Annotated in this window: 21 protein-coding genes; 9 read left to right on the top strand and 12 right to left on the bottom strand. The window is 34.8% G+C overall.

What is annotated here, in order from left to right:
• Positions 1-50: 50 nt before the first annotated feature.
• The 3 genes from AN960_RS14600 to AN960_RS14590 form a co-directional block, all read right to left on the bottom strand.
• Complete coding sequence (locus tag AN960_RS14600) at positions 51-1,538, bottom strand: amidohydrolase family protein (RefSeq protein ID WP_056473121.1); 1,488 nt, start codon at positions 1,536-1,538, stop codon at positions 51-53.
• Between the two features lie 31 nt (positions 1,539-1,569).
• The gene (locus AN960_RS14595) at positions 1,570-3,048 is read right to left on the bottom strand and encodes an amidohydrolase family protein (protein WP_056472883.1); all 1,479 of its coding nucleotides are present in this window, start codon (positions 3,046-3,048) and stop codon (positions 1,570-1,572) included.
• Positions 3,049-3,154: 106 nt separating this feature from the next.
• Positions 3,155-4,711, bottom strand: a complete 1,557-nt coding sequence (locus tag AN960_RS14590) for a glutathione ABC transporter substrate-binding protein (RefSeq protein ID WP_056472881.1) — start codon at positions 4,709-4,711, stop codon at positions 3,155-3,157.
• A gap of 211 nt (positions 4,712-4,922) precedes the next feature.
• Between AN960_RS14590 and nikC the strand changes: the two genes are divergently transcribed.
• From nikC to AN960_RS14550, 8 genes are all read left to right on the top strand, one after another.
• Positions 4,923-5,825 (top strand): nickel transporter permease, encoded by a 903-nt coding sequence (nikC, locus tag AN960_RS14585; RefSeq protein ID WP_056472879.1) that lies wholly within the window; start codon positions 4,923-4,925, stop codon positions 5,823-5,825.
• A gap of 12 nt (positions 5,826-5,837) precedes the next feature.
• Positions 5,838-6,758, top strand: a complete 921-nt coding sequence (locus AN960_RS14580) for an ABC transporter permease (protein ID WP_056472874.1) — start codon at positions 5,838-5,840, stop codon at positions 6,756-6,758.
• A 12-nt stretch (positions 6,759-6,770) separates the two neighbouring features.
• Positions 6,771-7,799 carry an ABC transporter ATP-binding protein gene (locus tag AN960_RS14575; RefSeq protein ID WP_056472871.1) on the top strand — a complete coding sequence of 343 codons (1,029 nt, stop codon included), beginning with the start codon at positions 6,771-6,773 and terminating at the stop codon, positions 7,797-7,799.
• Entirely contained in the window at positions 7,799-8,785 is a 987-nt protein-coding gene (locus AN960_RS14570; protein ID WP_056472869.1) for an ABC transporter ATP-binding protein, read from the top strand. Before AN960_RS14575 ends, AN960_RS14570 begins: the two co-directional genes overlap by 1 nt.
• A 313-nt stretch (positions 8,786-9,098) precedes the next feature.
• Positions 9,099-9,848, top strand: coding sequence for a sensor histidine kinase (locus AN960_RS14565; protein WP_056472866.1), 750 nt, complete (start codon positions 9,099-9,101; stop codon positions 9,846-9,848).
• A 15-nt stretch (positions 9,849-9,863) separates the two neighbouring features.
• Positions 9,864-10,562, top strand: a complete 699-nt coding sequence (locus tag AN960_RS14560) for a response regulator transcription factor (protein ID WP_056472862.1) — start codon at positions 9,864-9,866, stop codon at positions 10,560-10,562.
• Between the two features lie 2 nt (positions 10,563-10,564).
• A complete protein-coding gene (locus AN960_RS14555; RefSeq protein WP_056472861.1) occupies positions 10,565-11,884 on the top strand; it encodes an SLC5/6 family protein in 1,320 nt (439 codons plus the stop codon).
• 243 nt (positions 11,885-12,127) lie between these two features.
• On the top strand, positions 12,128-12,796 hold the full coding sequence (locus AN960_RS14550; protein WP_056473118.1) for a Rossmann-fold NAD(P)-binding domain-containing protein: 669 nt from the start codon (positions 12,128-12,130) through the stop codon (positions 12,794-12,796).
• Between the two features lie 56 nt (positions 12,797-12,852).
• Here AN960_RS14550 and AN960_RS14545 read toward each other — a convergent pair whose 3' ends face one another.
• Positions 12,853-13,047, bottom strand: coding sequence for a hypothetical protein (locus tag AN960_RS14545; protein ID WP_056472857.1), 195 nt, complete (start codon positions 13,045-13,047; stop codon positions 12,853-12,855).
• A 279-nt stretch (positions 13,048-13,326) separates the two neighbouring features.
• Here AN960_RS14545 and AN960_RS14540 point away from each other — a divergent pair, with 279 nt between their 5' ends.
• Entirely contained in the window at positions 13,327-14,805 is a 1,479-nt protein-coding gene (locus AN960_RS14540) for a S8 family serine peptidase (RefSeq protein WP_056472856.1), read from the top strand.
• 92 nt (positions 14,806-14,897) lie between these two features.
• Here the strand turns inward: AN960_RS14540 and mtaB are convergent, their stop codons facing one another.
• From mtaB to hemW, 8 genes are all read right to left on the bottom strand, one after another.
• The gene (gene mtaB, locus AN960_RS14535; protein WP_056472851.1) at positions 14,898-16,232 is read right to left on the bottom strand and encodes a tRNA (N(6)-L-threonylcarbamoyladenosine(37)-C(2))-methylthiotransferase MtaB; all 1,335 of its coding nucleotides are present in this window, start codon (positions 16,230-16,232) and stop codon (positions 14,898-14,900) included.
• A 4-nt stretch (positions 16,233-16,236) separates the two neighbouring features.
• Entirely contained in the window at positions 16,237-16,989 is a 753-nt protein-coding gene (locus tag AN960_RS14530; protein WP_056472848.1) for a 16S rRNA (uracil(1498)-N(3))-methyltransferase, read from the bottom strand.
• Position 16,990: 1 nt separating this feature from the next.
• A complete protein-coding gene (gene prmA / locus AN960_RS14525) occupies positions 16,991-17,941 on the bottom strand; it encodes a 50S ribosomal protein L11 methyltransferase (protein WP_056473115.1) in 951 nt (316 codons plus the stop codon).
• A gap of 146 nt (positions 17,942-18,087) precedes the next feature.
• Complete coding sequence (dnaJ, locus tag AN960_RS14520; protein ID WP_056472845.1) at positions 18,088-19,221, bottom strand: molecular chaperone DnaJ; 1,134 nt, start codon at positions 19,219-19,221, stop codon at positions 18,088-18,090.
• Between the two features lie 225 nt (positions 19,222-19,446).
• The gene (dnaK, locus tag AN960_RS14515) at positions 19,447-21,270 is read right to left on the bottom strand and encodes a molecular chaperone DnaK (RefSeq protein ID WP_056472842.1); all 1,824 of its coding nucleotides are present in this window, start codon (positions 21,268-21,270) and stop codon (positions 19,447-19,449) included.
• 94 nt (positions 21,271-21,364) lie between these two features.
• Positions 21,365-21,937: a nucleotide exchange factor GrpE gene (grpE, locus tag AN960_RS14510; RefSeq protein WP_056472839.1), complete on the bottom strand. Its 573-nt coding sequence runs from the start codon at positions 21,935-21,937 to the stop codon at positions 21,365-21,367.
• Positions 21,938-21,994: 57 nt separating this feature from the next.
• Positions 21,995-23,023, bottom strand: a complete 1,029-nt coding sequence (gene hrcA / locus AN960_RS14505; RefSeq protein WP_056472836.1) for a heat-inducible transcriptional repressor HrcA — start codon at positions 23,021-23,023, stop codon at positions 21,995-21,997.
• 200 nt (positions 23,024-23,223) lie between these two features.
• Positions 23,224-24,360 carry a radical SAM family heme chaperone HemW gene (gene hemW, locus AN960_RS14500; RefSeq protein WP_056472835.1) on the bottom strand — a complete coding sequence of 379 codons (1,137 nt, stop codon included), beginning with the start codon at positions 24,358-24,360 and terminating at the stop codon, positions 23,224-23,226.
• Between the last annotated feature and the right edge of the window lie 181 nt (positions 24,361-24,541).

Below are 24,541 nucleotides of genomic sequence, written 5' to 3'. Positions count from 1 at the left end.
TGAATATCTTTACCTGTTTTTTCAGTTTCTTTACTTCTTTTTCAATCATTTTACTTTGTTTCTAGTTCTTTAATTGATTCAAGCCTTTTAAAAGATGTTGAGAATAGCTCATTTTCAGGAAGTTGTTCGTAATCTCTTTCCATATATCCTCTTCTCATCTTATTAAAATACACTTGACCTTTTTCTTTTAATACCTCCATATCAAGATTAGGAATTACTTGATCTTGCATCACAATTCTTCCATTTATAATTGATAGTTTTACATCTCTACCTGAACCACTTACAAACATAGTACGAATTGGATCATCAATAACGCCCATATGGAATCCATTTAAATCAATCGCAATGATATCCGCCTTTGCTCCGACGGCAATGCGACCTAAATCTTCACGATTTAGAAATGCCGCTGCACCTAGAGTGATAGAATTGAAGAAATCAGCGTATGTAGATCCTTCAACTTCTTTTTCTACAAGTCTTGAAAGCATACTACCAGTACGTACATTTTGAAAAATATCTGGAGGGAAAGTATCAGTACCTAATGCAATATTGATTCCTTCTTTTCTATATTTTGCATATGATTCAAGCCCTTCTCCATGTCTTCCTATAATAAGTGGACAATGGATAACAGTCGTATTTGTTTCTTTTAGAAGTGAAATGTCATTATCAATATTGTAATTCGCTCCACTATAGCCCGATACAAAATGAGCGTGTGGTATTCCTGTATTTGGACCTAAGAATCCAAGATTATATAAATATTTAATTGGTGTAACTCCGTGCTCTTTTAAAATTGTATTAAATTCAAAACTTCCTTGCGCTGCATGGAGCTTGATTGGAACGTTTAATTTTTCACTGTAATATTTTGTTTTTACTAAAATTTCTTCAGTCTGTGATTCTATTCTTTCTGGAGCTAACATCCCTCTGACCAATCCATCAAATGCACCATCGAAAGTTTCAACAAACTTTACTGCTCTTTCTAACCCATCCTCACCCGCTTTTTCATCCCAATGAATTTTAATATTCCCATCAGGTTCGACTACTCTAATTCCCGCTTGATAGCTTGGTCCAAGATAAATTCTCAATCCTAGTTTTCCCGCATGATTTGCTGCAGCTACTAACTCTTCAAATGTTTCAGCCCAATTTTTATAAAAAACGGATGTAATCGGCATAGCAGTAGTAATTCCATTTAAAATAAGCTGAGAATATGCATATAAAGATTTAAATGCTTCATCCTCCTCACTCATTAGCTCATGATGCCCATTCTTTACAAACTCCTCAGACCAAAGAAGATTTTTTTGTCTATTTGGTTTCGCTTCTAAATGCAAAATATCATGATCAATATCACCTAGAGCATTTAAATCAATAAAACCAGGACTAAGGATCGCGTTTCCAACGTCAATTACTTGATCTACTTCTTCTGTATAGTTTTTTCCAACAAACAAAATTGTATCTTTTTCATATACGATTTCTGCATTTTCCAATATGACATGTTCTCTTCCGTCAAATCCAATTACATATCTTCCCTTTAGCTTCGTTTTCATTTTTTCTCCCTTCGAATTTGAAAATTTTATTTTATTTTTCAACATACCTCATCTCGTCAACATAGGCACGGGCATGACCCCAGAAATACTTTGTAGGTTGCATATATTTTTCTAATCCAGCGCGTTTAATCGTTGCAAAAGCTTCTTCATTTGCTTCATTTAAAACAGTGCTTTCATGAACGGTATGTACATTTCTACCTTCCATAATATGTTTTCCATCTACAATTACGTGGTGTACATCATTTGCTACTGCTTGAAATACTAAGCGATGAACATGCATATACTCTGGCGTCAAATGTGGTTGATGAAGATTAACTGTGATGACATCTGCTTTTTTCCCAATTTCAAGTGAACCAATTTCATCATCCCAGCCAATACATTTTGCTGCATCAATCGTGATCATTTCTAAAAGCTTGCCAGGTGGTAAATAATAATAGTCTCTAAGCGCTGCTTGATGTACAAACTGTGTTTTCCTCATTGCTTGGAATAAATCAAAGCTCGTAGATGGTGAGGTACCATCTGTAGAAATCGCAACAGTTGCTCCCATTTCAATTAATTCTGTAATTGGTGTACGTGCATTAATTTGTCCAAAGCCTGGAGAAGCACTAATATTTGTACCAGTTTCAGCTAATATTTTGGCTTCATCGAATGAAATTCCTCGACAATGCTGAAGATGAACATCAGGACCTAATAACGCATTTTCTTTATCTTGAATTGCTAAATGAATCATTCCACCAAATGCATCTGAGTGAATTCTTGTATTATATTTCCTAGCAATCTCTCTTATTTTTTTAGCTTGATAAAGATCATGTTTTGTTAACCCGTAAAGTCGATCTGGAGAAGTCGGGTATGAAGGATCAACAGACGTTACAATAACAAATGGTGTAATAAAAGCTCTTGTTCGATCATCATTTGCATGATTTAACGCTTCAATAACAGCTTCTGCTCCTTTTAGTACTTCTTCATAAGTAACTTCTTTCTCAATTCTTTTCCCATCAACCCATCTACTAAATGAATGTGGCCAAGGTGGGTTACACGGACCAGTACAAACTACTTCACGCACACCTACTTCGTTGTATGCTTTTGCATGGTTTATTGCAAAGATTGGATCATCCGATCTCGGTTCTGAGCCTAAAACGCTAACTCCCGTTGTTATGCCTGCTTTTAAACGTTCAAGTGCTGATAACTTTCCTTCGTAATACCAAAAATCATCAGTCACATAATGCTTGTATGTATTCGTCATAATCGGCATCCAAAAATCGATATTTTCCATCGCAATTGTTTTAAACATCGAATGACCACCATGGCCATGAACATCTATTAATCCTGGTAAAATACATTGATGACTACAATCAATTACTTTCTTAGCCTCATACTTAGTATTCAAGTTTTCAGTTAAATCAACGTCTACAATTCTCCCATTATGAATTGCAACTGCACCATTTTGGATAATTCTTCTTTGTGCATCCATTGTGATAACAGTTCCATTAACTAATAGCAAATCAATCATTTTTTCTCCTCCTATTCTGTAGGCTGATCTTCATCAATTTGTGATATTCTCAAAAAAACAGCATAATACGATTATGCTGTCAGTTTGTAGACAAAGTTCTAAAATTTCATTTCACTGTTACATCATCAAGCATTAAATAACTTGCTGGGTTTAACCAAAGTCCTTTAACTGATGAGGCAGTAACTGCTAAATGCTCATAGTTACGAATAGGTACATATGGTACATCTTTGTTTTCAATTTCCTGTGCTTGAGCATAAAGTTCTTTACGTTTTTCGCTATCCGATTCTTGACGAGCTGATTCAATTAATTTATCAACTTCTGGGTTACTATAGAATGAACTATTTCCTGCTGCACCTTGGGATTTACTATCAAATAAGTTAAATTGGTTATAGTCGCCATCACCAGTAGCATTTCCCCATCCACCAATTGAAACTTGATGTTGACCTTTTGCAATTGCATCAATATAAGCTCCGTATTCAAGTACTTGAATTTTCACATTAATACCAATCCCTTTTAATTGAGATTGAATAACTTCAGCCATATTTATTCTTTCTTTACGGTCACTAGTTGTAAGTGTAAATGATAGGCCGTCTTTAATTCCTGCTTCTTTTAATAGTTTTTTAGATTCATTAATATCGTAATTATAGCCTTTAATATTCGGATCATATCCAAATACTTTTGGACTCATTGTTGAATTTGCTTTTGTTCCAACATCGTTATATACACCTTTAATAATTGAATCTACTTCAATTGCATGTGCAATCGCTTGACGGACACGAACATCATTAAATGGTTTTTTCTTTGTATTGAAGCTTAAATATTCTACAGCTAGTCCATCTGTACGGTATAAATCCATTGTGTCAGAAGCTTCAATTCGATCGATTTCTGTTACAGGCACTTGATCAGTTACATGTGCTTCACCAGTTTCGATCATTGCTAATCTTGTAGCATCTTCAGGAACTACTTTAAAGACTACACCATCAATTTTAGGCTTATTACCCCAGTAATCTTTATTTTTTTCAATTTTAATTTCTTCCCCTGATTTCCAAGATTTAAATACATAAGGACCAGTTCCAACTGGATTTCGTCCAATTTTATCACTGTTTTCTTTAATCGATTTTGGACTAATAATATCTCCTTCATTACTCATTAAAATTGATAAAAGTGGAGCATATGGGTATTTCAAAATAAATTGAACAGTTGAATCATCTACCACTTTAACTTCTTTTATCATTTCAAATTTACCAGCTTGTGGTGATGCAGTTTTTGGGTCAAGTACTCGATCAAAATTTGTTTTAACTGCATCTGCATTAAATGGTGATCCATCCTGAAACTTAACGCCTTTGCGTAATTTGAACTCCCAAGTCACGTTATCAATTTGCTTCCATTCTGTTGCTAAAAGAGGTTTTGGCTCCATATTTTTATCTGGTTCAACTAATGTTTCATATACCTTTTCATAAACAACGTTTGCTGATGGTATATCAGTAATAAAATGTGGATCTAATGTAGTCGCATCAGATAGTCTAGCTACAACCAATGTTCCCCCTGCTTTTGCCTTTGTTCCTGTTGCACTACTGCTTGTTTGGTCTGATGTACAACCTGCAAGCGCAGTAGAAACTGTTAATAATGATGCAAATAATACTCCAGCTGTCTTTTTCTTCATTTTTTTCTTCCTCCTCTTATACTTGCCCCCATGATTCTCTTGTTCACCATTTTTCCTGAGTACGTAGGCTTATTCAAATTATAAAAAAAAATAAAATTTTATATTTTCAGAATCTTTACTCGTTTTTTAATTATCTTTACTGCTTTTCCGCATTATATTTACTTCAATTCCAATTTTGAATAAATTTAAACAAAGAAAAGGGGGAAAAAGAATGAAAACAGAGATTGTATTGAATAACAATGAAATCAAATTAGAAAAAAAAGAATCTCAAAAACTAAAAAGATGGAAAGTATTTTATAAGAAGTTTAAAAAAAATAAATTGGCACTAGTTGGTGGATATATCGTACTTTTTTATATTTTAGTAGCTTTTTTGGCACCACTCATTTCACCGAAGGATCCTTTTGCGATTGATTTAATGCACAAACTGCAACCTCCATCGCTGGAACATTGGATGGGAACAGATGATAAAGGAAGAGATATTTTAAGTAGAATCATTTATGGAAGTCGTCTTTCAATTTCTGTTGGTTTCGTATCTGTCCTATTTGGAGCAATTTTCGGTATCACTCTTGGGTTGATTGCAGGTTATTACGGAAAATGGGTTGATACGATTATTATGAGGGTTGTTGATGTTTTACTAGCATTCCCAGGTATTCTACTAGCACTTGCGATCATTAGTGCACTAGGTCCTAGTCTAATTAATGTAATGGTTGCTGTCGGTATCTTTTCAATCCCAACGTTTGCACGAATCGTTAGAGGATCTACGTTATCCGTCAGAAAGCTTGAGTATATAGACGCAATTCGTGCATTAGGTGCAACTGATTCAACTATTATTTTCAAACATATTTTCCCGAATATTCTTTCACCAATAATTGTCCAAGCTACGTTAAAACTTGCTACAGCTATTCTTTCAGCAGCAGGCTTATCATATCTAGGATTAGGTGCTCAGCCTCCATCACCAGAATGGGGAGCGATGTTAAGTAGTGGACGTGATTACTTATTTACGGCACCCCACATTGCCTTATTTCCGGGTATTGCGATTTCAACACTTGTATTAGGATTTAATATTTTCGGAGATGGACTAAGAGATGCTCTTGATCCAAGAATGAAAAAATAAGGAGGAAAGTCAATGTTTCTATTTATTGTCAGAAGAATTATACAAACTATTCCGGTTTTACTTGGTGTAAGTTTAGTCGTTTTTTTAATCATGCAGATGGTTCCTGGTGATCCAGCAACACTACTTGCTGGTGAAGGTGCTACGAAACAAACAATCGAAATGGTTCGTCATTCACTTGGACTTGATCGTCCTGTCATTATTCAGTATTTCGACTATGTTGTTCATGTATTACAAGGAGATTTTGGTGAATCGCTTCGAAATAATCGTCCAGTATTAGATGAGATTATGATTCGTTTGCCTATTACAATTGAACTTGCACTGGCTAGTATTTTCATTACAGTTGTACTTGGTATGCTAGCAGGAATTATATCAGCGACTAAACAGTACTCTGCGGCTGATATTACAATTATGATTGTCGCTTTACTAGGAATCTCTTTACCAAGTTTCTGGTTTGGTTTGATGCTGATCTACTTCTTTTCAGTTAATCTTCATATATTCCCAGTTGCTGGCTGGGGAACGTTTAAACATATGGTCCTACCAGCATTAACATTAGGTGCAGGTGGTGCGGCAATTGTAGCTAGAATGACTAGGTCAAGTATGCTTGAGGTTGTTCGTCAAGACTATATGCGTACAGCAAGAGCAAAAGGATTAAAAGAGCATGTCATTATTTATAAACATGGTTTAAAGAATGCTCTTATTCCTGTTATTACTGTTGTTGGACTTCAGTTTGGTGCATTACTAGGTGGTACCGTTTTAACAGAGTCGGTTTTTGCAATTAATGGACTAGGTAGATTAATTGTTGATGCAATTAGAACGAGAGATTTACCGATGGTTCAGGGTGGAGTTTTAATCGCTTCAGTTATCTTTGTATTTATGAATCTAGCTGTCGATATTCTCTACCGTTACTTTAATAAACGAGTTGACTTGAATTAAGGAGGTCCTACAATGAAAAAACAATTTGATGAAACAATTCTTGAGGTTAAAAATTTACAAACCTACTTTTATACAGATGAAGGAACAAGTAAAGCAGTTAATGGAATTAGCTTTTCACTAAAAAAAGGTGAAACACTTGGAATAGTAGGAGAATCCGGAAGTGGTAAAAGTATTACATCATTATCCCTTTTAGGATTAATCCCATCTCCTCCAGGAAAAATAGCTGGTGGCAGTATTCTTTTTAAAGGTGAAGACTTACTAACAAAAACAGAAAAGCAAATGCGTTCCATTCGAGGAAATGAAATTTCAATGATTTTTCAAGAGCCGATGACATCTCTAAATCCTGTATATTCAGCTGGCGAACAAATTGCAGAGGCGATTCGTCTTCACCAAAAATTAGGCAAAAAGGAAGCTTGGGAGAAAGCAGTTGAAATGCTTCGACTTGTAGGGATCCCATCTCCTGAAAAACGTGCAAAGCAAGAGCCACATGAGCTTAGTGGTGGAATGAGACAAAGGGTTATGATTGCAATGGCACTTGCTTGTCACCCAGAAGTATTAATCGCAGATGAACCGACTACCGCTCTTGATGTGACAATTCAAGCTCAAATTCTGGAATTAATTAAATCACTTCAAAAAGATTTAGGTACAGCCGTAATATTAATCACGCATGATTTAGGCGTTGTTTATGAGACTTGTGATCGAGTGGCTGTTATGTACGCTGGAAGAATTGTTGAATATACTTCAGCAAAAGAACTTTTTAATAGCCCTAAACACCCATACACAATCGGGTTATTAAACTCTCTTCCACGTCTCGATATGGATCAAGATGAATTAACAACAATACCTGGTACTGTACCTAGTCCATATAATATGCCTAAAGGCTGTAGTTTTGCGCCACGCTGCGCACACGCAAGGGAAATGTGCCATCAGTCAGTGCCCGATTTACAAACAATCGACAAAAATACTGAAGTCAGCTGTTGGATGTACACATCGCAATGGGAAACAGACTATACCATCAAAGAGAAAGTTGGGATTGAATAATGTCATTACAACTAGTGGATAAAAAAATACTACTTAATGTAGATCATTTAAAACAATACTTTCCAATCAAAGGTGGCATTTTAGGAAGAACGGTCAATCACGTAAAAGCTGTAGACGATATTAGCTTCAACATTTATGAGGGAGAAACTTTAAGCATTGTTGGAGAATCCGGTTGTGGTAAGTCTACTACTGGTAGAGCCATTCTAAGATTGGACGAGCCTACAAGTGGAAGCATTCATTTTAAGGAAAAAGATTTATTAAGCTTAGGAAAAAAAGAAATGCGTAAAATAAGAAAGGATCTGCAAGTAATCTTCCAGGATCCGTTTGCATCACTTAACCCTAGACAAACAATTGGACAAATTTTAGCTGAAGCATTAGCAATTCAAGATGTCGTTCCAAAAGAAGAACGTAAAGCAAGAATTGAGGAATTATTAGGGCATGTTGGTTTAAGACCAGAAGCAATGGAGAGATATCCTCATGAATTTAGTGGTGGTCAACGTCAGCGTGTCGGAATTGCACGTGCACTTGCAGTTGATCCAAAACTAATCATTTGTGATGAAGCAGTATCTGCTCTAGATGTTTCAATCCAAGCTCAAGTATTAAACTTATTAAAATCGTTACAGAAAAAATTCTCACTTACCTTTCTTTTCATCTCACATGATTTAGGTGTAGTAAGACATATTTCTGACCGTGTAATGGTAATGTATTTAGGGAAGATTGTTGAGATTGCCGATAAAAAATCTATTTTCGAAAATCCGCAGCATCCTTATACACGTGCACTATTATCTGCTATTCCAGTACCAAACCCGGTACATCAAAGAGAACGAATCATCTTAACAGGAGATGTACCTTCTCCAATCGATCCTCCAAGCGGTTGTCGTTTTCACACAAGATGCCCTTTCGCGATCGATATTTGCAAAACAAAAGTACCTGAATTAAAAATATCTGAACAAAATCATCAAGTTGCTTGTCACATAATTAATTAAATAGTATTCTTATAGGCGTGAAGTAAAGGAAAAGAAAAGAAGAGAATTGAACCTGCCATGTAGAAATTCTACTTCTATTAAAAATATTAAATGCTTATAAAATTGGATTATATATCGAATTTTGATTTGATCAAGATGTTCTAATGCTCCTATGGAAAAAGGCGCGAAGGCTAGAGACTCCTCTAAGTATCTCCAATGGGATGCTCAGCTTCGTTCCATTCCATTGGAGATACTTTAGTTTTAATCAACCATTTATAAACAAAGTTTTCGAAAAAATTAAAAATATTATTAAAAAAACTAATTGAGGTTCTTCATGCTTAGTTACGAGGGATTTACTTTACTAATTATGCTATTTATTTTAGCTCCTATTATGGGAGCTATTGCTTTATTATTTTTGTTTATCTTTGAAAAAAGAATTGACTTACTTGAAAATAAAAATAGAGAAATTCGGTTAGAGCATGCATTACAAGAAGCCCAGTACAATAAATTAAATCAGCAAATTCAACCGCACTTTTTATTTAATACACTCAATGTCATATTAAGCTTAGCTCGTTTAAACCGAACCTCGGAATTAATCCGAGCTCTAGAAACATTCTCTCAATTTTTAAAGTTTAAATATAAATCTTCAGAGCCATTAATTCCTTTAGATCAAGAAATACAATATACTCAATATTATTTAGATATTCAAACACTACGATTTGGAGATCGTCTTAAAACTCAGTTAGATTGTCCAAAAGAATTATATAAAGCGCTAGTCCCCCCTTTTATTTTGCAAACATTAGTAGAAAATTCATTTAAACATGGTTTAGAAAAAAAGGTTGGAGAAGCTTTACTGGATATTCGATTTTATCAAGATTCCGAGCTAGTTTGTTTAGAAGTAATTGATAATGGTTTAATGGGAATGACTAATTCTTTTTCTAATCAAGAAGGCCATGGATTAGACAATATAAAAAAGAGATTACAACTATATTTTGGTAACAGTGGACATGTACTGATTACATCAAATGAATCAGGAACAAATGTTAAGGTCGTTTGGCCACTTATATATGACTCTATAGAGTAAAGGAGGGAAAATGAAGTGAATGTATTATTAGTAGATGATGAACCATTAGAGCTTGAACAGATGGAATATTTGATAAAAAATATGTTTCCATTATGGAAATTTTATAAAGCTGCTGATGCATGCCAAGCAATAACAATTAATCAAAATCATAAAATTAACATTGCGTTTCTAGATATAAATCTACCTGGGCGGTCTGGACTAGAGTTTGGCGAAGAGCTTAGAGCACAAAATAAAGACGTAGATATTATTATGGTTACAGCATATCAAAGTTTTGATTATGCTCAACAGTCAATCCGAATCGGCGTTCTAGATTATTTAACAAAGCCAATTATTGAAAGTGAATTATATAAAGTTTTATCTAAATATAGTGATACCGATACGTCAAACCAATATTCTAGTTTAATACATCAAACTCTTTTATATATTCATGAGCATTTCGCTGAAAAACTGTCTCTTTCTGACGTAGCTCGAGAAGTTCATACGAATCATACTTATTTAAGTAGAAAATTTCACGAAGAAGTCGGTGTGTCGTTTTCAGAATATTTAATAGACTATAGAATACAAGCAGCTAAGCGATATTTAACAAATAATCCAAATTGGAATATATCCGATGTAGCAGAAAACTCAGGCTTCAATAGTCAGCATTACTTTAGTACTTTATTCCGCAAAATTGAGGGCATTACTCCAAAAGAGTATCGTGAGAAAGGAAAATAACAGTGAATTCACGTTCATTTAGAGAATACGTGCAAGGTCCTATTCAAATTGGAATGGGAATGGGAATTATTTCTCTCTTGGCACGTTGGGTAACAGGAACTACGATATTATCTTCGCCAGAATCAATGATTAAATATGGCGTATTTGGTGGAATCGGATATGCATTTTTAGGTGCTATTGCTTTATTTGTATTTAGTTTTATTGGGAAAAAGGTTCGACAGGAGTACCCTGATGGTCTAACAATTGGAGATTATTTGAAGAAAAAACTACACCCACTTGGTTATTGGATTATGATTTGTATTTTAATATTAACTAGTTTACACATATTATATATACAGTCGATCACTGCTTCTACTTTATTTCATTTTCTTTTTAATTTACCGTTGTACATAGAAATAATCATTTTTATAAGCTTTTGTGTACTTTTTGCAGGTTTGGGTGGATTAAAAATGATACATGGATTAGCAGGATTCCAAGTCATTACAATGTTTGCAGCGGCAATTTTAATTCCGTTGTATTTTTTCGTAAAAGAGGGTGTTCAACCCGTATATGATGGGATTAAATTATACCATCCATACATGCTCGTTATTGATCATTACGATTTATGGGGTTTTTTATTTTCTGGCTTATTAGTCGGATTTGGTCAGTTTTTCTTTGACATTACTTCATGGCACCGATTATTTATGATTGAACCGAAAAAACTCCGCTTAACATTCTCAATATCAGGCTTAATATGGTGTATTTTCCCACTTTCATTTTCATGCCTTTTTATTATTGTTATATTTACAGGTGGTTTTACAGATATTCAATCAATATTAGTCGGTTTAGCAAATAAAATAACAACACCATTTTTTTTCATACTTTTTGTTTTATGTGCATTTAATGCAATTACTTCTACATTTGGTGCGGTTCTACATTCGCTTGCTAGCTTAATCATTATCAATATAATAGAGCCATTTCATACGATAAAAAATGATCAAAAAAAAATAAAACTTGCTTATCTTCTATCTGTGATTATTGGCGCGATCATCTTTTTCGCTACAATTATTCAATCAAAAAAAATTATTGAGCTATTATTTTACTCAGGAAATGTCTATTCAGCATTGTTATTTCCAATTTTAGTTATTGTCTTTAGTAAGAATAAGGTCGGTAATTATATTCCAATTAGTATTGTACTTAGTATTATACTTTCTTATATTGTTCAGCCGTATGTAGGTGAATTTGAAAGTATTTGGTTGAGCTTATTATTTTCTATTGTGATTATTATTCTTGGTTTTACACTCCAATTTTTTAGTAAGAAAGAGACTGTAAATATGTCGTAACGAAGAGCTAATCAGTTGACTTGATTAGCTCTTCTTGTTGTTGAAAAACAATCTTGTAATTAATTACCAAAATTTTCGTAAAAGGAGTTGAGTGTTGTTGATTTCCATTACAGGATGCTCGCTTTCAATGGGGCGAGACCTGAGCCTCCTCGCCTTTCATTTTTAAATTGCTTAAAAATGATTTATCATTTATTATTTGCCCATGAGATTAAATCGATGAAATTAAATTATGGGGGTTACATTATGAAGATTTTACTTTTTGGAGCAACTGGAATGGTTGGACAAAGTGTATTAAGAGAATGCTTACGAGATCCTTCTGTTAGCTCGATTTATTCAATTGGTCGCAGTATTACAGGTATTCAACATGAAAAATTCTATGAAATTAAGCATTATAATCTGCTTGATTTATCTACAATTGAGAGTCAAATAACCGGATTTGATGCATGTTTTTTTTGTCTAGGTGTTTCATCATTTAGAATGACAGAGGAAGATTATCGTAAGATTACATATGACCTTACACTATCCATTGCACGTACATTATCAATATTGAATCCTCAAATGACTTTCATTTATGTCACTGGCTCAGGTACCGATAGTACGGAGAAAGGTCGTACAATGTGGGCTAGAGTGAAGGGAAAAACAGAAAATGACTTGTTAAAATTACCATTTAAAGCTGCATACATGTATCGACCAGGTGCTATTATTCCTCATAAAGATATAAAATCAAAAACTAAACTATATCAATACGGCTATAACGTAACGAAACCTATCTATCCGATACTAAAAAAAGTATTTCCAAACTCAATAACAAATTCAGAACAAATTGGTCGATCCATGATCAATATTGCCAAGGCTGGTTATCATAAGCCTTTAATTGAGGTTGAAGATATTAATAGGACAGCAGAAAAGTGAAAGTAAAAAAGGCATAGGGAAAGTATTTTTCCTTCTTTCCCCTAACCTTCTTCTCATTAAGTATTTAAATATGGAGCTCCTCGTCTTGTGTTTGCTGCGGATGATGCGTCCTCACTAGTATCTAAGTATGGGCTACCACCTTCGTCATAATTAATTTTATAGGAATCGTTCTCGCTTGTGTCTAAGTATGAGTTAGTAGCAACGTGGATATGATTGTCATCAGTATCTTTTGATGTTTTATGTTCTGACATTATAAGTTCACCTCCGTATTTATATTGTGTATGGATGTTAACATTAAATTACAGGTAGTTTGAGGGAATTATTACATCCATTTCAAAGGTTATATCATGTTGTTTTTTTCACTTATCTCCCATTTATGTAGTTAAAATACCCTTATCGATTTATTCCCCGATAAATTGTCAAAAAATTTTGTATTTTCTTTTCCAAATTTCGACAAGTTTTTAAAGGGAGTTTTATTAAAATTTGATTAAATACGTGTATACGTAAATAATACAAATTGGAGAGATTTCATGAAAAAAAGAATTGCTGCCTTATCGATTTGTTCTGTTTTATCATTTTCATTACTTATTGGTACACAATCCAAACCAGCAAAAGCTGCACCTGAGGAGCTTCATTATGTTTTAGCTTATAAAGGTAATTTACCAAGCAATTTCACAGATACAATTTCAAAAGCTGGAGGTTCTGTGGAACGAATTATTTCAGAAGTTGGAATTGTTGAAGTTTCATCATCTAATAGTGAATTTTTAACTAATATTAAAAAAGATACAAGCATTCAATCAGCTGGTAAAGAACTTCAAGCATACTTGGAAGCTGACCCAGATGATAAAATTGAGTTTACTCCTGGAACACCGAATGGTGAAAAAGTAACACTTGATGCTAACTCTAACTCCTACTGGGACAAACAATGGGACATGCAGAACTTAACTCACAATGGAGATTCCTATAATATTAACAAAGGAAGTCATAAAACGGTCGTAGCTGTAATCGATACAGGAATCGACTTTGGTCATCCAGATTTAAAAGCTAATGCAGATCTTGCTGGATCAAAAACATTTGTTCCAGGAACGACAGATGCATGGGATAAAAATGGCCATGGAACGCATGTTGCTGGCTCAATTGCAGCAAATGGAAAAGTTAAAGGCGTTGGACCTAAGTTAACAGTTCGAGCTTATCGAGTTTTCGGTGCAACTGGTGGAGCTGAACAGTCATGGATTACAGATGCAATTGTTTCAGCTGCAAACGATGGAGTAGATGTAATTAATATGTCAATCGGCGGCTGGCGTTGGATGGCTAATAACTTAGACGAAAAAGGTGAGTCAGCTTCAATGGTGGCATATCATCGAGCGATTCAATATGCAATTAAAAAAGGTGTAACGGTCGTTGTATCTGCGGGGAATGACTCAAGAGATTTTAACAATATACACGATATGCAAGATTATTGGAAAACTACATACGGTTTAGATATTAAGGGACCTTCACGTGTTGTTCCTGCACAAATCCCAGGTGTCATTACAGTTTCTTCATCTAATCAGTGGTCAAAAGATAGTATTGCATTCTACTCAAATTATGGAAGTGTAATCGATGTAGCTGCTCCTGGTGGAGACAACGGGCCTGTATACGATGGATTATACCGTCAAAATCCAACAGGTAACTTTTTAAATAAACGTGATTATACATATCGTACTTTGTCTACTTATCCTACATATCCAGTAGGTGTAAATGCAGCTAATCCAAATGGTACGAATGCAACAACACAATTTAGTGACGGAAAATGGCATGGCTATTCATATCTACATGGAACTTCAATGGCAGCACCAAAGGTTGCAGGTATTGCAGGCGTAATTAAGGCAGCTCATCCTGAATATAATCCTGCTCAAGTAGCAGCAGCAATAAGACAAAGTGCACTTGATTATGGGAAAAAAGGACAAGATCCACTTTATGGTTCTGGTGAAGCAAACATTTATTCCTTCTTATCTAAAGATAAATAAGCGAATAAATTAAATTTTTAAGCAAGTAAAATAAAAAAGGATAGATAATCCAGAAGATTTCTAGATTATCTATCCTTTTATTTATATATTCCTTAGTTAACAGCTACATCTTCTAATACTCGGACAAATTCACCTTTATTTACTGGATAACCAGCTTCAGCGATTTTAACTTTTACAATTTTACCGATCATGTCTTCTGTTCCTTCGAACACGACTTTTAGATAATTGTCTGTGTAACCAATTAATAGTCCTTCTGCATCATCTTCAGTGTACTTTTCTTCCGGAATAACTTCTAGTACATCTCCATCAAACATTGATGCGTATTCTTTTGCAAGTTGATTTGATAATTCAATTAAACGATGTACTCGTTGATTTTTAACTTCTTCGTCAACTTGATCTTCCATACGTGCAGCTGGTGTACCTGTACGTTTAGAGTATGGGAATACGTGTAATTCAGAGAATTTATTATCTCGAATGAAATTGTATGTTTCCATAAACTCTTCTTCAGATTCGCCTGGGAAACCTACGATTACATCAGATGTAATTGAACAGTTTGGTAATACTTCGCGTAGTTTTTCAATTCTTTCAGCAAATTCAGCCATTGTATATTTACGACGCATACGTTTAAGAACAGTATCTGATCCAGATTGTAAAGGTACGTGTAGGTGTCGAACTACAATATTTGAATGACGAAGTACTTCAATTACTTCATCTGTAATTTGACTAGCTTCAATTGAAGAAATACGAACACGTTTTAATCCTTCAACTGTTTCTAAATCTTTTAATAACATTGCTAAGTTGTAATCTTTCATGTCTTGACCATATCCACCTGTGTGAATACCAGTTAAAACGATTTCCTTATAGCCTGATTCAACTAATTGAGTAGCTTGTTTTACAACTTCTTTTGGATCACGAGAACGCATTAAACCACGTGCCCATGGAATAATACAAAACGTACAGAAGTTATTACAACCTTCTTGTATTTTTAATGAAGCACGTGTACGATCAGTAAAAGCAGGTACATCTAGCTCTTCATAAACTCGTGCTTTCATAATATTTCCTACGCCATTAATTGGTTGACGTTCTACTCGGAATTGTTCGATATAATCCAGCATTTTCGTACGGTCCTGTGTACCAACAACGATATCCACCCCAGGAATTGCCATGATTTCGGCTGGAGATGTTTGTGCATAACATCCAGTTACACAAATTACTGCATCTGGATTTTTGCGCACGGCACGACGGATTACTTGTCTACTTTTTTTGTCACCTGTATTTGTAACTGTACAAGTATTAATTACATAAACATCAGCTTTCGTTTCGTATTCTGTACGTTCATAGCCAGCTGCTTTAAACAGTTGCCAAATTGCTTCTGTTTCGTAATGGTTAACTTTACAGCCTAATGTATGAAAAGCTACTTGTGGCATTTCTTCACCCCATTAATTCAAAATGAAAGGAGGCAGCAGCTAAAACATAAAATGGTGCTGTTTCTGTTCGCAGAATTCTTGGTCCAAGTCCACATAGCTTAGCACCTTTTTCTTCTAGCTGATCAACTTCTTTATCTGACAAACCACCTTCTGGTCCGAAAACTACTAATAATCGTGAGCCTTCCTTTAGTGACTGGAATGTCTGAACAAGTCCTGCTGATTCTCCTGTTTTTGCACTTTCTTCATATGCAACAATACAAGCATCATAATGCTGTATTGAGTTAAGTAATTGTTGAAAAGATGCTGGCTGTTCCACAGTTGGTACAATAAATCGATATGATTGTTCAGCTGCCTCTTTTGCAATTTTTTGCCATCTATCAACCTTTTTACCAGCTTTTTTATCATCTAGTTTAACAATTGATCTAGCTGCAGCGAATGGTAAAAAACCAGAAGCTCCAAGCTCCGTACCTTTTTGAATGATTAACTCTAGTTTATCACCTTTTGGTAGTCCACTAGCAATCGTAATTGATATCGGCAGTTCATTTGTATTCTCAACATATTCTACAACAGCTGCTGTTATTTGTTCACTAGAAATATTTGTAAGTGTACAACGAACAGTTGAAGATCCTGGAACTGTACAAATGATCTCTTGATCAAGCTTCATTCGCATAACATTTGCGATATGATGAGCATCATCACCAGTTATTGTAACAAGATCATTTTGAAGCTGCGTTTCTTCTATAAAATATCTTTGCATATTACATTCCTTGTTCTGGCTTTTTTGCAATAATTGCAACCCAGTCCTCTAAATGTAGTACTTCTTTCACTTCAAAGCCAACTCGTTTAAGCTCATTTTCGATGTCTGCTTGTTTAGCACCTATAATTCCTGAAGAAATAAATGTTCCACCTGGTTCTAAAACATTAAAAACATCGTCTACGAAACGAAGAATAATTTCAGCAAGTAAGTTCGCAACAACTACTTGAAACGGACCTTCAATTCCTTGTAGTAAGTTACCTTGTCCAACTTTTATCACATCGTCTACTTTGTTTAATACAACGTTTTCTCTTGCACTTCGAACTGCTACATCATCTAAGTCATAAGCTTCTATATTTGTAGATCCCAGTTTAGCAGCCGCAATACTTAATACTCCTGAGCCAGTACCTACATCGATTACACGGTCAGTTGATTTTACAACCTTCTCAAGTGCACGAATACACATAACAGTTGTCGGGTGAGTACCAGTACCAAACGCCATTCCTGGATCTAATTCGATAATTAATTCGTCTGATGATTTGACTTCATACTCTTCCCAAGAAGGTACAATTGTAAATCGATCTGAGATTGAAATTGGATGATAATATTTTTTCCATGCAGTAGCCCAATCTTCTTCGTTTACTTCATGCACAGCAAATGTATTTTTTCCTAAATCAATATCATATGAAATTAAATTATTTATTGCTTCTTTTATTCCGTCGATTGTATCGTTTAAAAAACTATTCACAGGAAGGTATGCTTTAACGATTACACCTTCCTCTGGATAATCTTTTGGGTTAAGTTGGTAGATTTCACCGTAAACCTGTGCTCGCTCCTTCGTCAAATCAAACACATCCTCTATGACAACACCACTTGCACCAGCTTCGTGTAAAATGTTAGAAATCGGTTCAACCGCATCCTGTGTAGTGTGAATACTTAATTCTGACCATTTCATAAAACTACCAACTCCATTCATACTCTCTTCTTTACTTGGCAATACCCTCTAATCATAGTCAGATTTAGAGGGTGCCATTTAAATTACTTCTTCTATTTAGTGTTTCCACTTTTTACCTTAACTAACGTACTGAATTAATAACTTCCTTATTGTTCGCCAAAATTCTTAACCGCACGCTTTAACTTTGTAAAGAAAGAATCGTGTTTATCGTCTTTTTGACCTTTTCCAATATTGTAAAACTCTTCAAGCAATTCTTTTTGACGGCTTGTTAGTTTTGTAGGTGTGATAACTTTTACGATTACGTGTTGATCACCTTGACCATATCCACGTACATCTTTAATACCTTTACCTTTTAAACGCATTCTAGTGCCAGTTTGCGTTCCAGCAGGTATTTTTGTTTTTACTTTACCATGTAATGTTGGAACTTCAACTTCATCACCTAATGCAGCTTGTGCAAATGTTAATGGAAGTTCGCAGTAAACATCATTTCCGTCACGTTCAAAGAATTCATGTTCACGAACATGGAATGCAATATATAAATCTCCAGCAGGACCACCATTTTTACCTGGTTCTCCCTGACCTGAAAGACGAATTTGTTGTCCATCATCGATACCAGCTGGCACTTTAACCATGATTTTCTTACGAGTTTTCACTCGGCCAGCACCATGACAAGTATTACATTTATCTTTAATTATCTGACCAGTACCTTGACAGTGTGAACATGTCGTACGGTTCACAATACGTCCAAATGGAGTATTTTGTTCAACACTCATTTGTCCTGAGCCTTGACAATGATTACATGTTTCTTTTGATGTACCAGGTTTCGCACCTGATCCACTACATGTATGACATGTTTCTTCAGTTGGAATTTCAATTTCTTTTTCCATTCCAAATGCTGCTTCTTCAAACTGGATTGTCATTGTATATTGTAAATCAGCCCCTGCTCTTGGTGCGTTCGGGTCACGACGACGTCCACCGCCACCACCAAAAAACTGACTGAAAATATCTTCGAATCCACCGAATCCGCCGCCGCCAAATCCGCCACCGCCGAAACCTTGGTTTGGATCTGTATGACCAAACTGATCATAATGAGCACGTTTTTGATCGTCTGATAAATTTTCGTATGCTTCTTGCACCTCTTTAAACTTTTCAGGTGCATCAGGATCCTTATTAACGTCCGGATGATATGTTTTTGCTAATTTACGAAACGATTTTTTTATTTCATCTTGTGATGCACTTTTACTAACACCAAGCACATCATAGTAATCACGTTTACTCATAGTGTTACAATCCGCTCCTTTCACATAAAGAATATTTTAACACATCCTGTGCTTTTCTAAAAGAAAAAGAAGAAGTCAAAGCCAAGGCTTCCCTGACTTTGACTTCCCTTAATGTTTTAAATATATATGTTGTCTAGTTCAGGCGTTACTGACCAAAACGCCTTCCACTTTTCGTTATTGTCTAGTTCCAGGCGTTACTGAGCAAACGCCTTCCACTTTTCGTTATTATTTATCTTCCTTAACTTCAGTAAACTCAGCGTCTACTACATCGTCTTGTTTCGCTCCGCCTTCAGCTCCACCTGCAGCTTGTTGTGCAGCAGCAGCTTGCTCATAAAGTTTCATTGATAAAGCTTGAACGATTTCAGAAAGAGCATCTTTCTTCGTACGGATGTCATCTAAGTTACCAGCTTCTAAAGCAGCTTTTAATGCGTCTTTAGCTTCGTTAGCTTTAGTAACCTCTGCTTCTTCAACTTTTCCTTCAAGATCTTTTAAAGTTTTCTCTACTTGGAATACTAATTGATCCGCTTCGTTTTTAAGATCTACTTCTTCTTTACGTTTTGCATCTGCATCAGCATTTAATTCTGCTTCTTTTACCATGCGTTCTACTTCTTCATCACTTAAACCTGAAGAAGATTGAATTACGATGTTTTGTTCTTTTTGAGTACCTAGGTCTTTTGCACGCACTGTTACGATACCATTTTTGTCGATATCAAACGATACTTCAATTTGAGGAATTCCACGTGGTGCTGGTGGGATATCCGATAATTGGAAGCGACCTAATGTTTTATTGTCATTAGCCATTGGACGCTCACCTTGTAGTACGTGAATGTCTACAGCAGGTTGATTGTCAGCAGCTGTTGAGAATACTTGTGATTTACTTGTTGGGATTGTTGTATTACGTTCGATTAACTTTGTAAATACTCCACCCATTGTTTCAATACCTAATGATAATGGTGTTACGTCTAGTAATACTACGTCTTTTACATCACCAGTTAATACTCCACCTTGAATTGCAGCACCTAGTGCTACTACTTCATCAGGGTTTACACCTTTATGTGGCTCTTTTCCTGTTTCTTTTTTGATTGCTTCTTGAACTGCAGGAATACGAGTTGAACCACCAACTAAAATTACTTTATCAATTTGACTAGCAGTTAAGCCAGAATCTTTCATCGCTTGACGAGTTGGGCCTAAAGTTCTTTCTACTAAGTTGTGAGAAAGCTCTTCGAATTTTGCACGAGTTAAGTTTAACTCTAAGTGTAATGGACCAGCTGCACCCATGCTAATGAATGGTAATGAAATTTGAGTTGAAGTAATACCTGATAAATCTTTTTTCGCTTTTTCAGCAGCATCTTTTAAACGTTGTAACGCCATTTTATCTTGATTTAAATCAACACCGTTTTCTTTTTTGAATTCAGCTACTAAATAATCAATGATCACTTGGTCGAAGTCATCTCCACCTAAACGGTTATCACCAGCTGTAGCTTTAACTTCAAAAATTCCATCTCCTAATTCAAGGATTGAAACGTCGAATGTACCGCCACCTAAGTCATAAACTAAGATTGTTTGGTCTTCATCCATTTTATCTAAACCGTATGCTAATGCAGCCGCAGTTGGCTCATTGATGATACGTTCTACTTCTAAACCTGCGATTTTACCAGCATCTTTAGTTGCTTGACGCTCAGCATCATTGAAGTATGCAGGTACAGTAATAACTGCTTTCGTTACTGCTTCACCTAAATAAGCTTCAGCAGATGCCTTTAAGTTTTGAAGAATGATGGCAGAAATTTCTTGAGGAGAAAAATCTTTACCTTCAATGTTTTCTTTATGTGTAGTACCCATATGACGTTTAATTGACATGATTGTGTTAGGGTTTGTAATTGCTTGACGTTTTGCCACTTCCCCAACTTGACGCTCACCATTTTTGAACGCAACAACTGACGGAGTTGTACGTCCACCCTCTGGGTTCGGAATTACTTTTGGCTCTCCACCTTCTAATACTGCGACACAAGAGTTAGTTGTACCTAAGTCAATACCAATAATTTTACTCATTGCATGTTCCTCCTAAAATCTACATAAGTTATATTTTAGTTTTTTTAAAAAAATTTTATATTTATGTTAGCGATATAAATAGACGCTTAACGAATTACTCGTTTACTTTAACCATTGATGGACGAATTACTCTGTCCTTTAGCTTATAGCCTTTTTGGAATTCTTGTAGAACTTCATTAGATGGTTTAGAATCATCACTTTCTTGCATTACAGCTTGATGTACATTCGGATCGAATTGTTCACCAAGTGCCGGGATTTCTTCTACCCCTTCTTTTTTCACAGCTTCAACAAGCAAACGGTAAACCATTTCCATACCTTGTTTTAAAGAAGCAGTTTGCTCATCTGTTGCTTCAACTTGTAGTGCGCGTTCGAAATTATCTAGTACTGGTAATAAATCAGTCACTAAACTTTGAGCACGATAAGTCATTAAAGATTGTTGGTCTAAAAGTGCACGACGTTTATAATTTTCGAAATCAGCATGTAGACGTAAGTACTTATTTTCCTTCTCATCTACTTCAGCACGAAGTTTTTGTAGCTCTTCTTCAGAAGAATTCACATTATCAGTTTTCTCTTCTGTATTTTCTTCTGTAAAGATTGAAGGCTCTTCAACAGTAGTTTCTTCATTCACTACTTCTTCATTTAAAAGTTCTTCCTGACGTTCTGTCATGTCACCTTCACCTCCTATTTTTTTATATGTAATCCATTGTTTCTTTTCACAATGGATTTATTCAACATCCTTAGATGAAAATAATAAATTCAATTGTCCTGTAATTAAATGCATTAATGAGATTACTCGAGAATATTCCATTCGAGTTGGTCCTAATACTGCGATTGTACCAATTTGATCTTCACCTAAAGAATAGGTTGCGCTAATGATACTTACATTTTCTAATCCAGACTTTTCATTTTCCTTACCAATTTTGACACTTAAACCCATGTGTTCAAGAGGAATAATACTTTTTAGTTCATCTTGCCTTTCAATCATGTTTAACAAAATTTTCATTGTCTCAACATTATTAAATTCTGGTTGAGCTAAAATATTCGTTTTTCCACTTAAAAACAGTTTTTGTTCAATCGGTACGTCAATAGTGCCACCAATCATCTTTATAACGCTCTCATAATTCGAAATATGCGTACGTAAAATCATAGCAATTTCTTTATAAAGCTTGTCATTTATTTGATGAATCGGTACATTTACTAGTCGTTCATTTAATATATTTACCATTTTCTCAATATCACTCATAGACACACCAGGTGGTATAGTTACTGTTCGATTTTTAACAATACCTGTGTCTGTCACAATAATTGATACTGCTGTATTAGGTCCTATTGGAATAAGCTGAATATTTTTAAGCTTATTTTCAGTAACTTTTGGTCCTAGTGCAATTGTTGTGTAATTTGTTAAGTCAGATAGTATATCAGCTGAATTTTTCACAAGCTTTTCTATTTCAAAAATACGCTCGGCAAAAATACCTTTTATCGAACGAACATCATCGTCATTAACAATTTGTGGTGATAACAAATGGTCTACATAAAAACGATACCCTTTTTCAGAAGGGATTCGACCTGCAGAGCTATGAGGCTTTTCAATATAACCAAGTTCCTCTAAATCAGCCATCTCATTTCGTATCGTTGCTGAACTAAATGAAATACCTTCCTTTTTAGATAAACTCCTTGAACCAACAGGTTGTGCCATGCGAATAAAGTCATCGATAATAATTTGTAGTATCAATAACTGTCTTTCAGTCAACATGTTTATCACCTCTATTAGCACTCTTATCTAGTGAGTGCTAAATATATTATTAACTTAACAAATCCTTTATACGATGTCAAGAAGTTAAGGGCAGTAATAAAGAAGTACAGGATGAATGGATTAGGAATTTTTAAATACATAAGATCTATTCTATATTCACATATCTCATCCGCTTTTCCTGCTCTTCACACTTACTGCTTTTAAAGTAAAAATGCTTGAAATACTTCGTTTCCGAGTAACTTCCCTTTGTGGGTTAATCGAAGAAATACTCCATTCATCTCCACTAATCCATCTTTCATTAGTTTTTCAATTACGTTCGGAAATACTTCATTAAAGTTTGAACCAAATTTTTCTTGGAATTTTCTTTCTGAAACTCCCTCCATTTTACGTAATCCTAAAAACATTTCTTCTTCCATTTTTTCTTGCTTCGTTACCGTATGCTCATGAACAATTGGGACACCAGTCTCATCAATCAACTGAAAATATTTCTTTAACGGTCCTGCATTTGAATATCGAATGCCATTAATATAGCCATGTGCTCCTGCACCAAATCCAAAATACTCTTCATTATTCCAATAAACAAGATTATGCTTACTTTCTAAACCGTTCTTTTCAAAATTGCTTATTTCATATTGATGAAAACCTTTTTCTTCTAAATACTTCATTAAAAAGTCATACATAGCTGCTTCATCTTCTTCAGGAGCCGGTTTAAGCTTGCCCCTATTCATTTCTATGTAAAACACGGTTTTTGGTTCAATAATTAATGAATACGCTGAAATATGCTGAATCGGTAACTTCATAGCTTTATCCAACGAATCAACGAATTGTTCCATTGTTTGACCTGGCAAAGCATACATTAAATCAAGATTGATATTATCAATTCCAACTTCTTTTGCAGTTTGAATTGCTTCTTCTATCTCATTAGGTGAATGTGTTCTTCCAATCTTTTTAAGTAAACCTTCATCAAATGTTTGCGCTCCAAAACTAATTCGATTCACTCCACCATCTTTTAAAATTTGAAGCTTTTCTTTAGAAATTTCATTTGGATTACTTTCAAAAGTGATTTCGATTTCTTTATTCCCTTTAATGATCTGTTTATTAATTATATCTATTAACGTTTGAGTTTGGGCCAAAGTTAATGCTGTAGGTGTTCCTCCACCTACAAAAACTGTTTTCAAATCTGAAATCGGATTTATTTTTAGACTTTCAACAATTTCTTTCTCTAGATATTCTAAATACTGATCAACCGGCTGACGGTCCATCATAAATTTATTAAAATCGCAGTAGTAACAAATCTGCTGACAAAATGGTATATGAATATAAACGGAAGATGCCATACCTTCTCCTCTTTTCTATGTGAAAAGCCCCTGATCCAATACCACCTAAGGTGCAGATTCAGGGACTTTTGTTGATTTTAACTTTTATGATTGTATATTTTCTTATGATATTTGTCTAATGAATCGCTTTACTATTATTAATCATTATTTACATCTTACTTTTTATTAATAACAATTTGAG

The organism is Bacillus sp. FJAT-25509 (assembly GCF_001420605.1).
Classification (GTDB): domain Bacteria; phylum Bacillota; class Bacilli; order Bacillales; family Bacillaceae_G; genus Gottfriedia.
Note: the sequence above shows the minus strand (reverse complement) of the source record. Positions and strands in the feature narration are given on the sequence as shown.

What these genes read in the sequence shown, in the direction of transcription:
- AN960_RS14600 (WP_056473121.1), bottom strand. Translation starts at nt 1,538, where the DNA reads ATGAAAACGAAGCTAAAGGGAAGATATGTAATTGGATTTGACGGAAGA.
- AN960_RS14595 (WP_056472883.1), bottom strand. Translation starts at nt 3,048, where the DNA reads ATGATTGATTTGCTATTAGTTAATGGAACTGTTATCACAATGGATGCA.
- AN960_RS14590 (WP_056472881.1), bottom strand. Translation starts at nt 4,711, where the DNA reads ATGAAGAAAAAGACAGCTGGAGTATTATTTGCATCATTATTAACAGTT.
- nikC (WP_056472879.1), top strand. Translation starts at nt 4,923, where the DNA reads ATGAAAACAGAGATTGTATTGAATAACAATGAAATCAAATTAGAAAAA.
- AN960_RS14580 (WP_056472874.1), top strand. Translation starts at nt 5,838, where the DNA reads ATGTTTCTATTTATTGTCAGAAGAATTATACAAACTATTCCGGTTTTA.
- AN960_RS14575 (WP_056472871.1), top strand. Translation starts at nt 6,771, where the DNA reads ATGAAAAAACAATTTGATGAAACAATTCTTGAGGTTAAAAATTTACAA.
- AN960_RS14570 (WP_056472869.1), top strand. Translation starts at nt 7,799, where the DNA reads ATGTCATTACAACTAGTGGATAAAAAAATACTACTTAATGTAGATCAT.
- AN960_RS14565 (WP_056472866.1), top strand. Translation starts at nt 9,099, where the DNA reads ATGCTTAGTTACGAGGGATTTACTTTACTAATTATGCTATTTATTTTA.
- AN960_RS14550 (WP_056473118.1), top strand. Translation starts at nt 12,128, where the DNA reads ATGAAGATTTTACTTTTTGGAGCAACTGGAATGGTTGGACAAAGTGTA.
- AN960_RS14545 (WP_056472857.1), bottom strand. Translation starts at nt 13,047, where the DNA reads ATGTCAGAACATAAAACATCAAAAGATACTGATGACAATCATATCCAC.
- AN960_RS14540 (WP_056472856.1), top strand. Translation starts at nt 13,327, where the DNA reads ATGAAAAAAAGAATTGCTGCCTTATCGATTTGTTCTGTTTTATCATTT.
- mtaB (WP_056472851.1), bottom strand. Translation starts at nt 16,232, where the DNA reads ATGCCACAAGTAGCTTTTCATACATTAGGCTGTAAAGTTAACCATTAC.
- AN960_RS14530 (WP_056472848.1), bottom strand. Translation starts at nt 16,989, where the DNA reads ATGCAAAGATATTTTATAGAAGAAACGCAGCTTCAAAATGATCTTGTT.
- prmA (WP_056473115.1), bottom strand. Translation starts at nt 17,941, where the DNA reads ATGAAATGGTCAGAATTAAGTATTCACACTACACAGGATGCGGTTGAA.
- dnaJ (WP_056472845.1), bottom strand. Translation starts at nt 19,221, where the DNA reads ATGAGTAAACGTGATTACTATGATGTGCTTGGTGTTAGTAAAAGTGCA.
- dnaK (WP_056472842.1), bottom strand. Translation starts at nt 21,270, where the DNA reads ATGAGTAAAATTATTGGTATTGACTTAGGTACAACTAACTCTTGTGTC.
- grpE (WP_056472839.1), bottom strand. Translation starts at nt 21,937, where the DNA reads ATGACAGAACGTCAGGAAGAACTTTTAAATGAAGAAGTAGTGAATGAA.
- hrcA (WP_056472836.1), bottom strand. Translation starts at nt 23,023, where the DNA reads ATGTTGACTGAAAGACAGTTATTGATACTACAAATTATTATCGATGAC.
- hemW (WP_056472835.1), bottom strand. Translation starts at nt 24,360, where the DNA reads ATGGCATCTTCCGTTTATATTCATATACCATTTTGTCAGCAGATTTGT.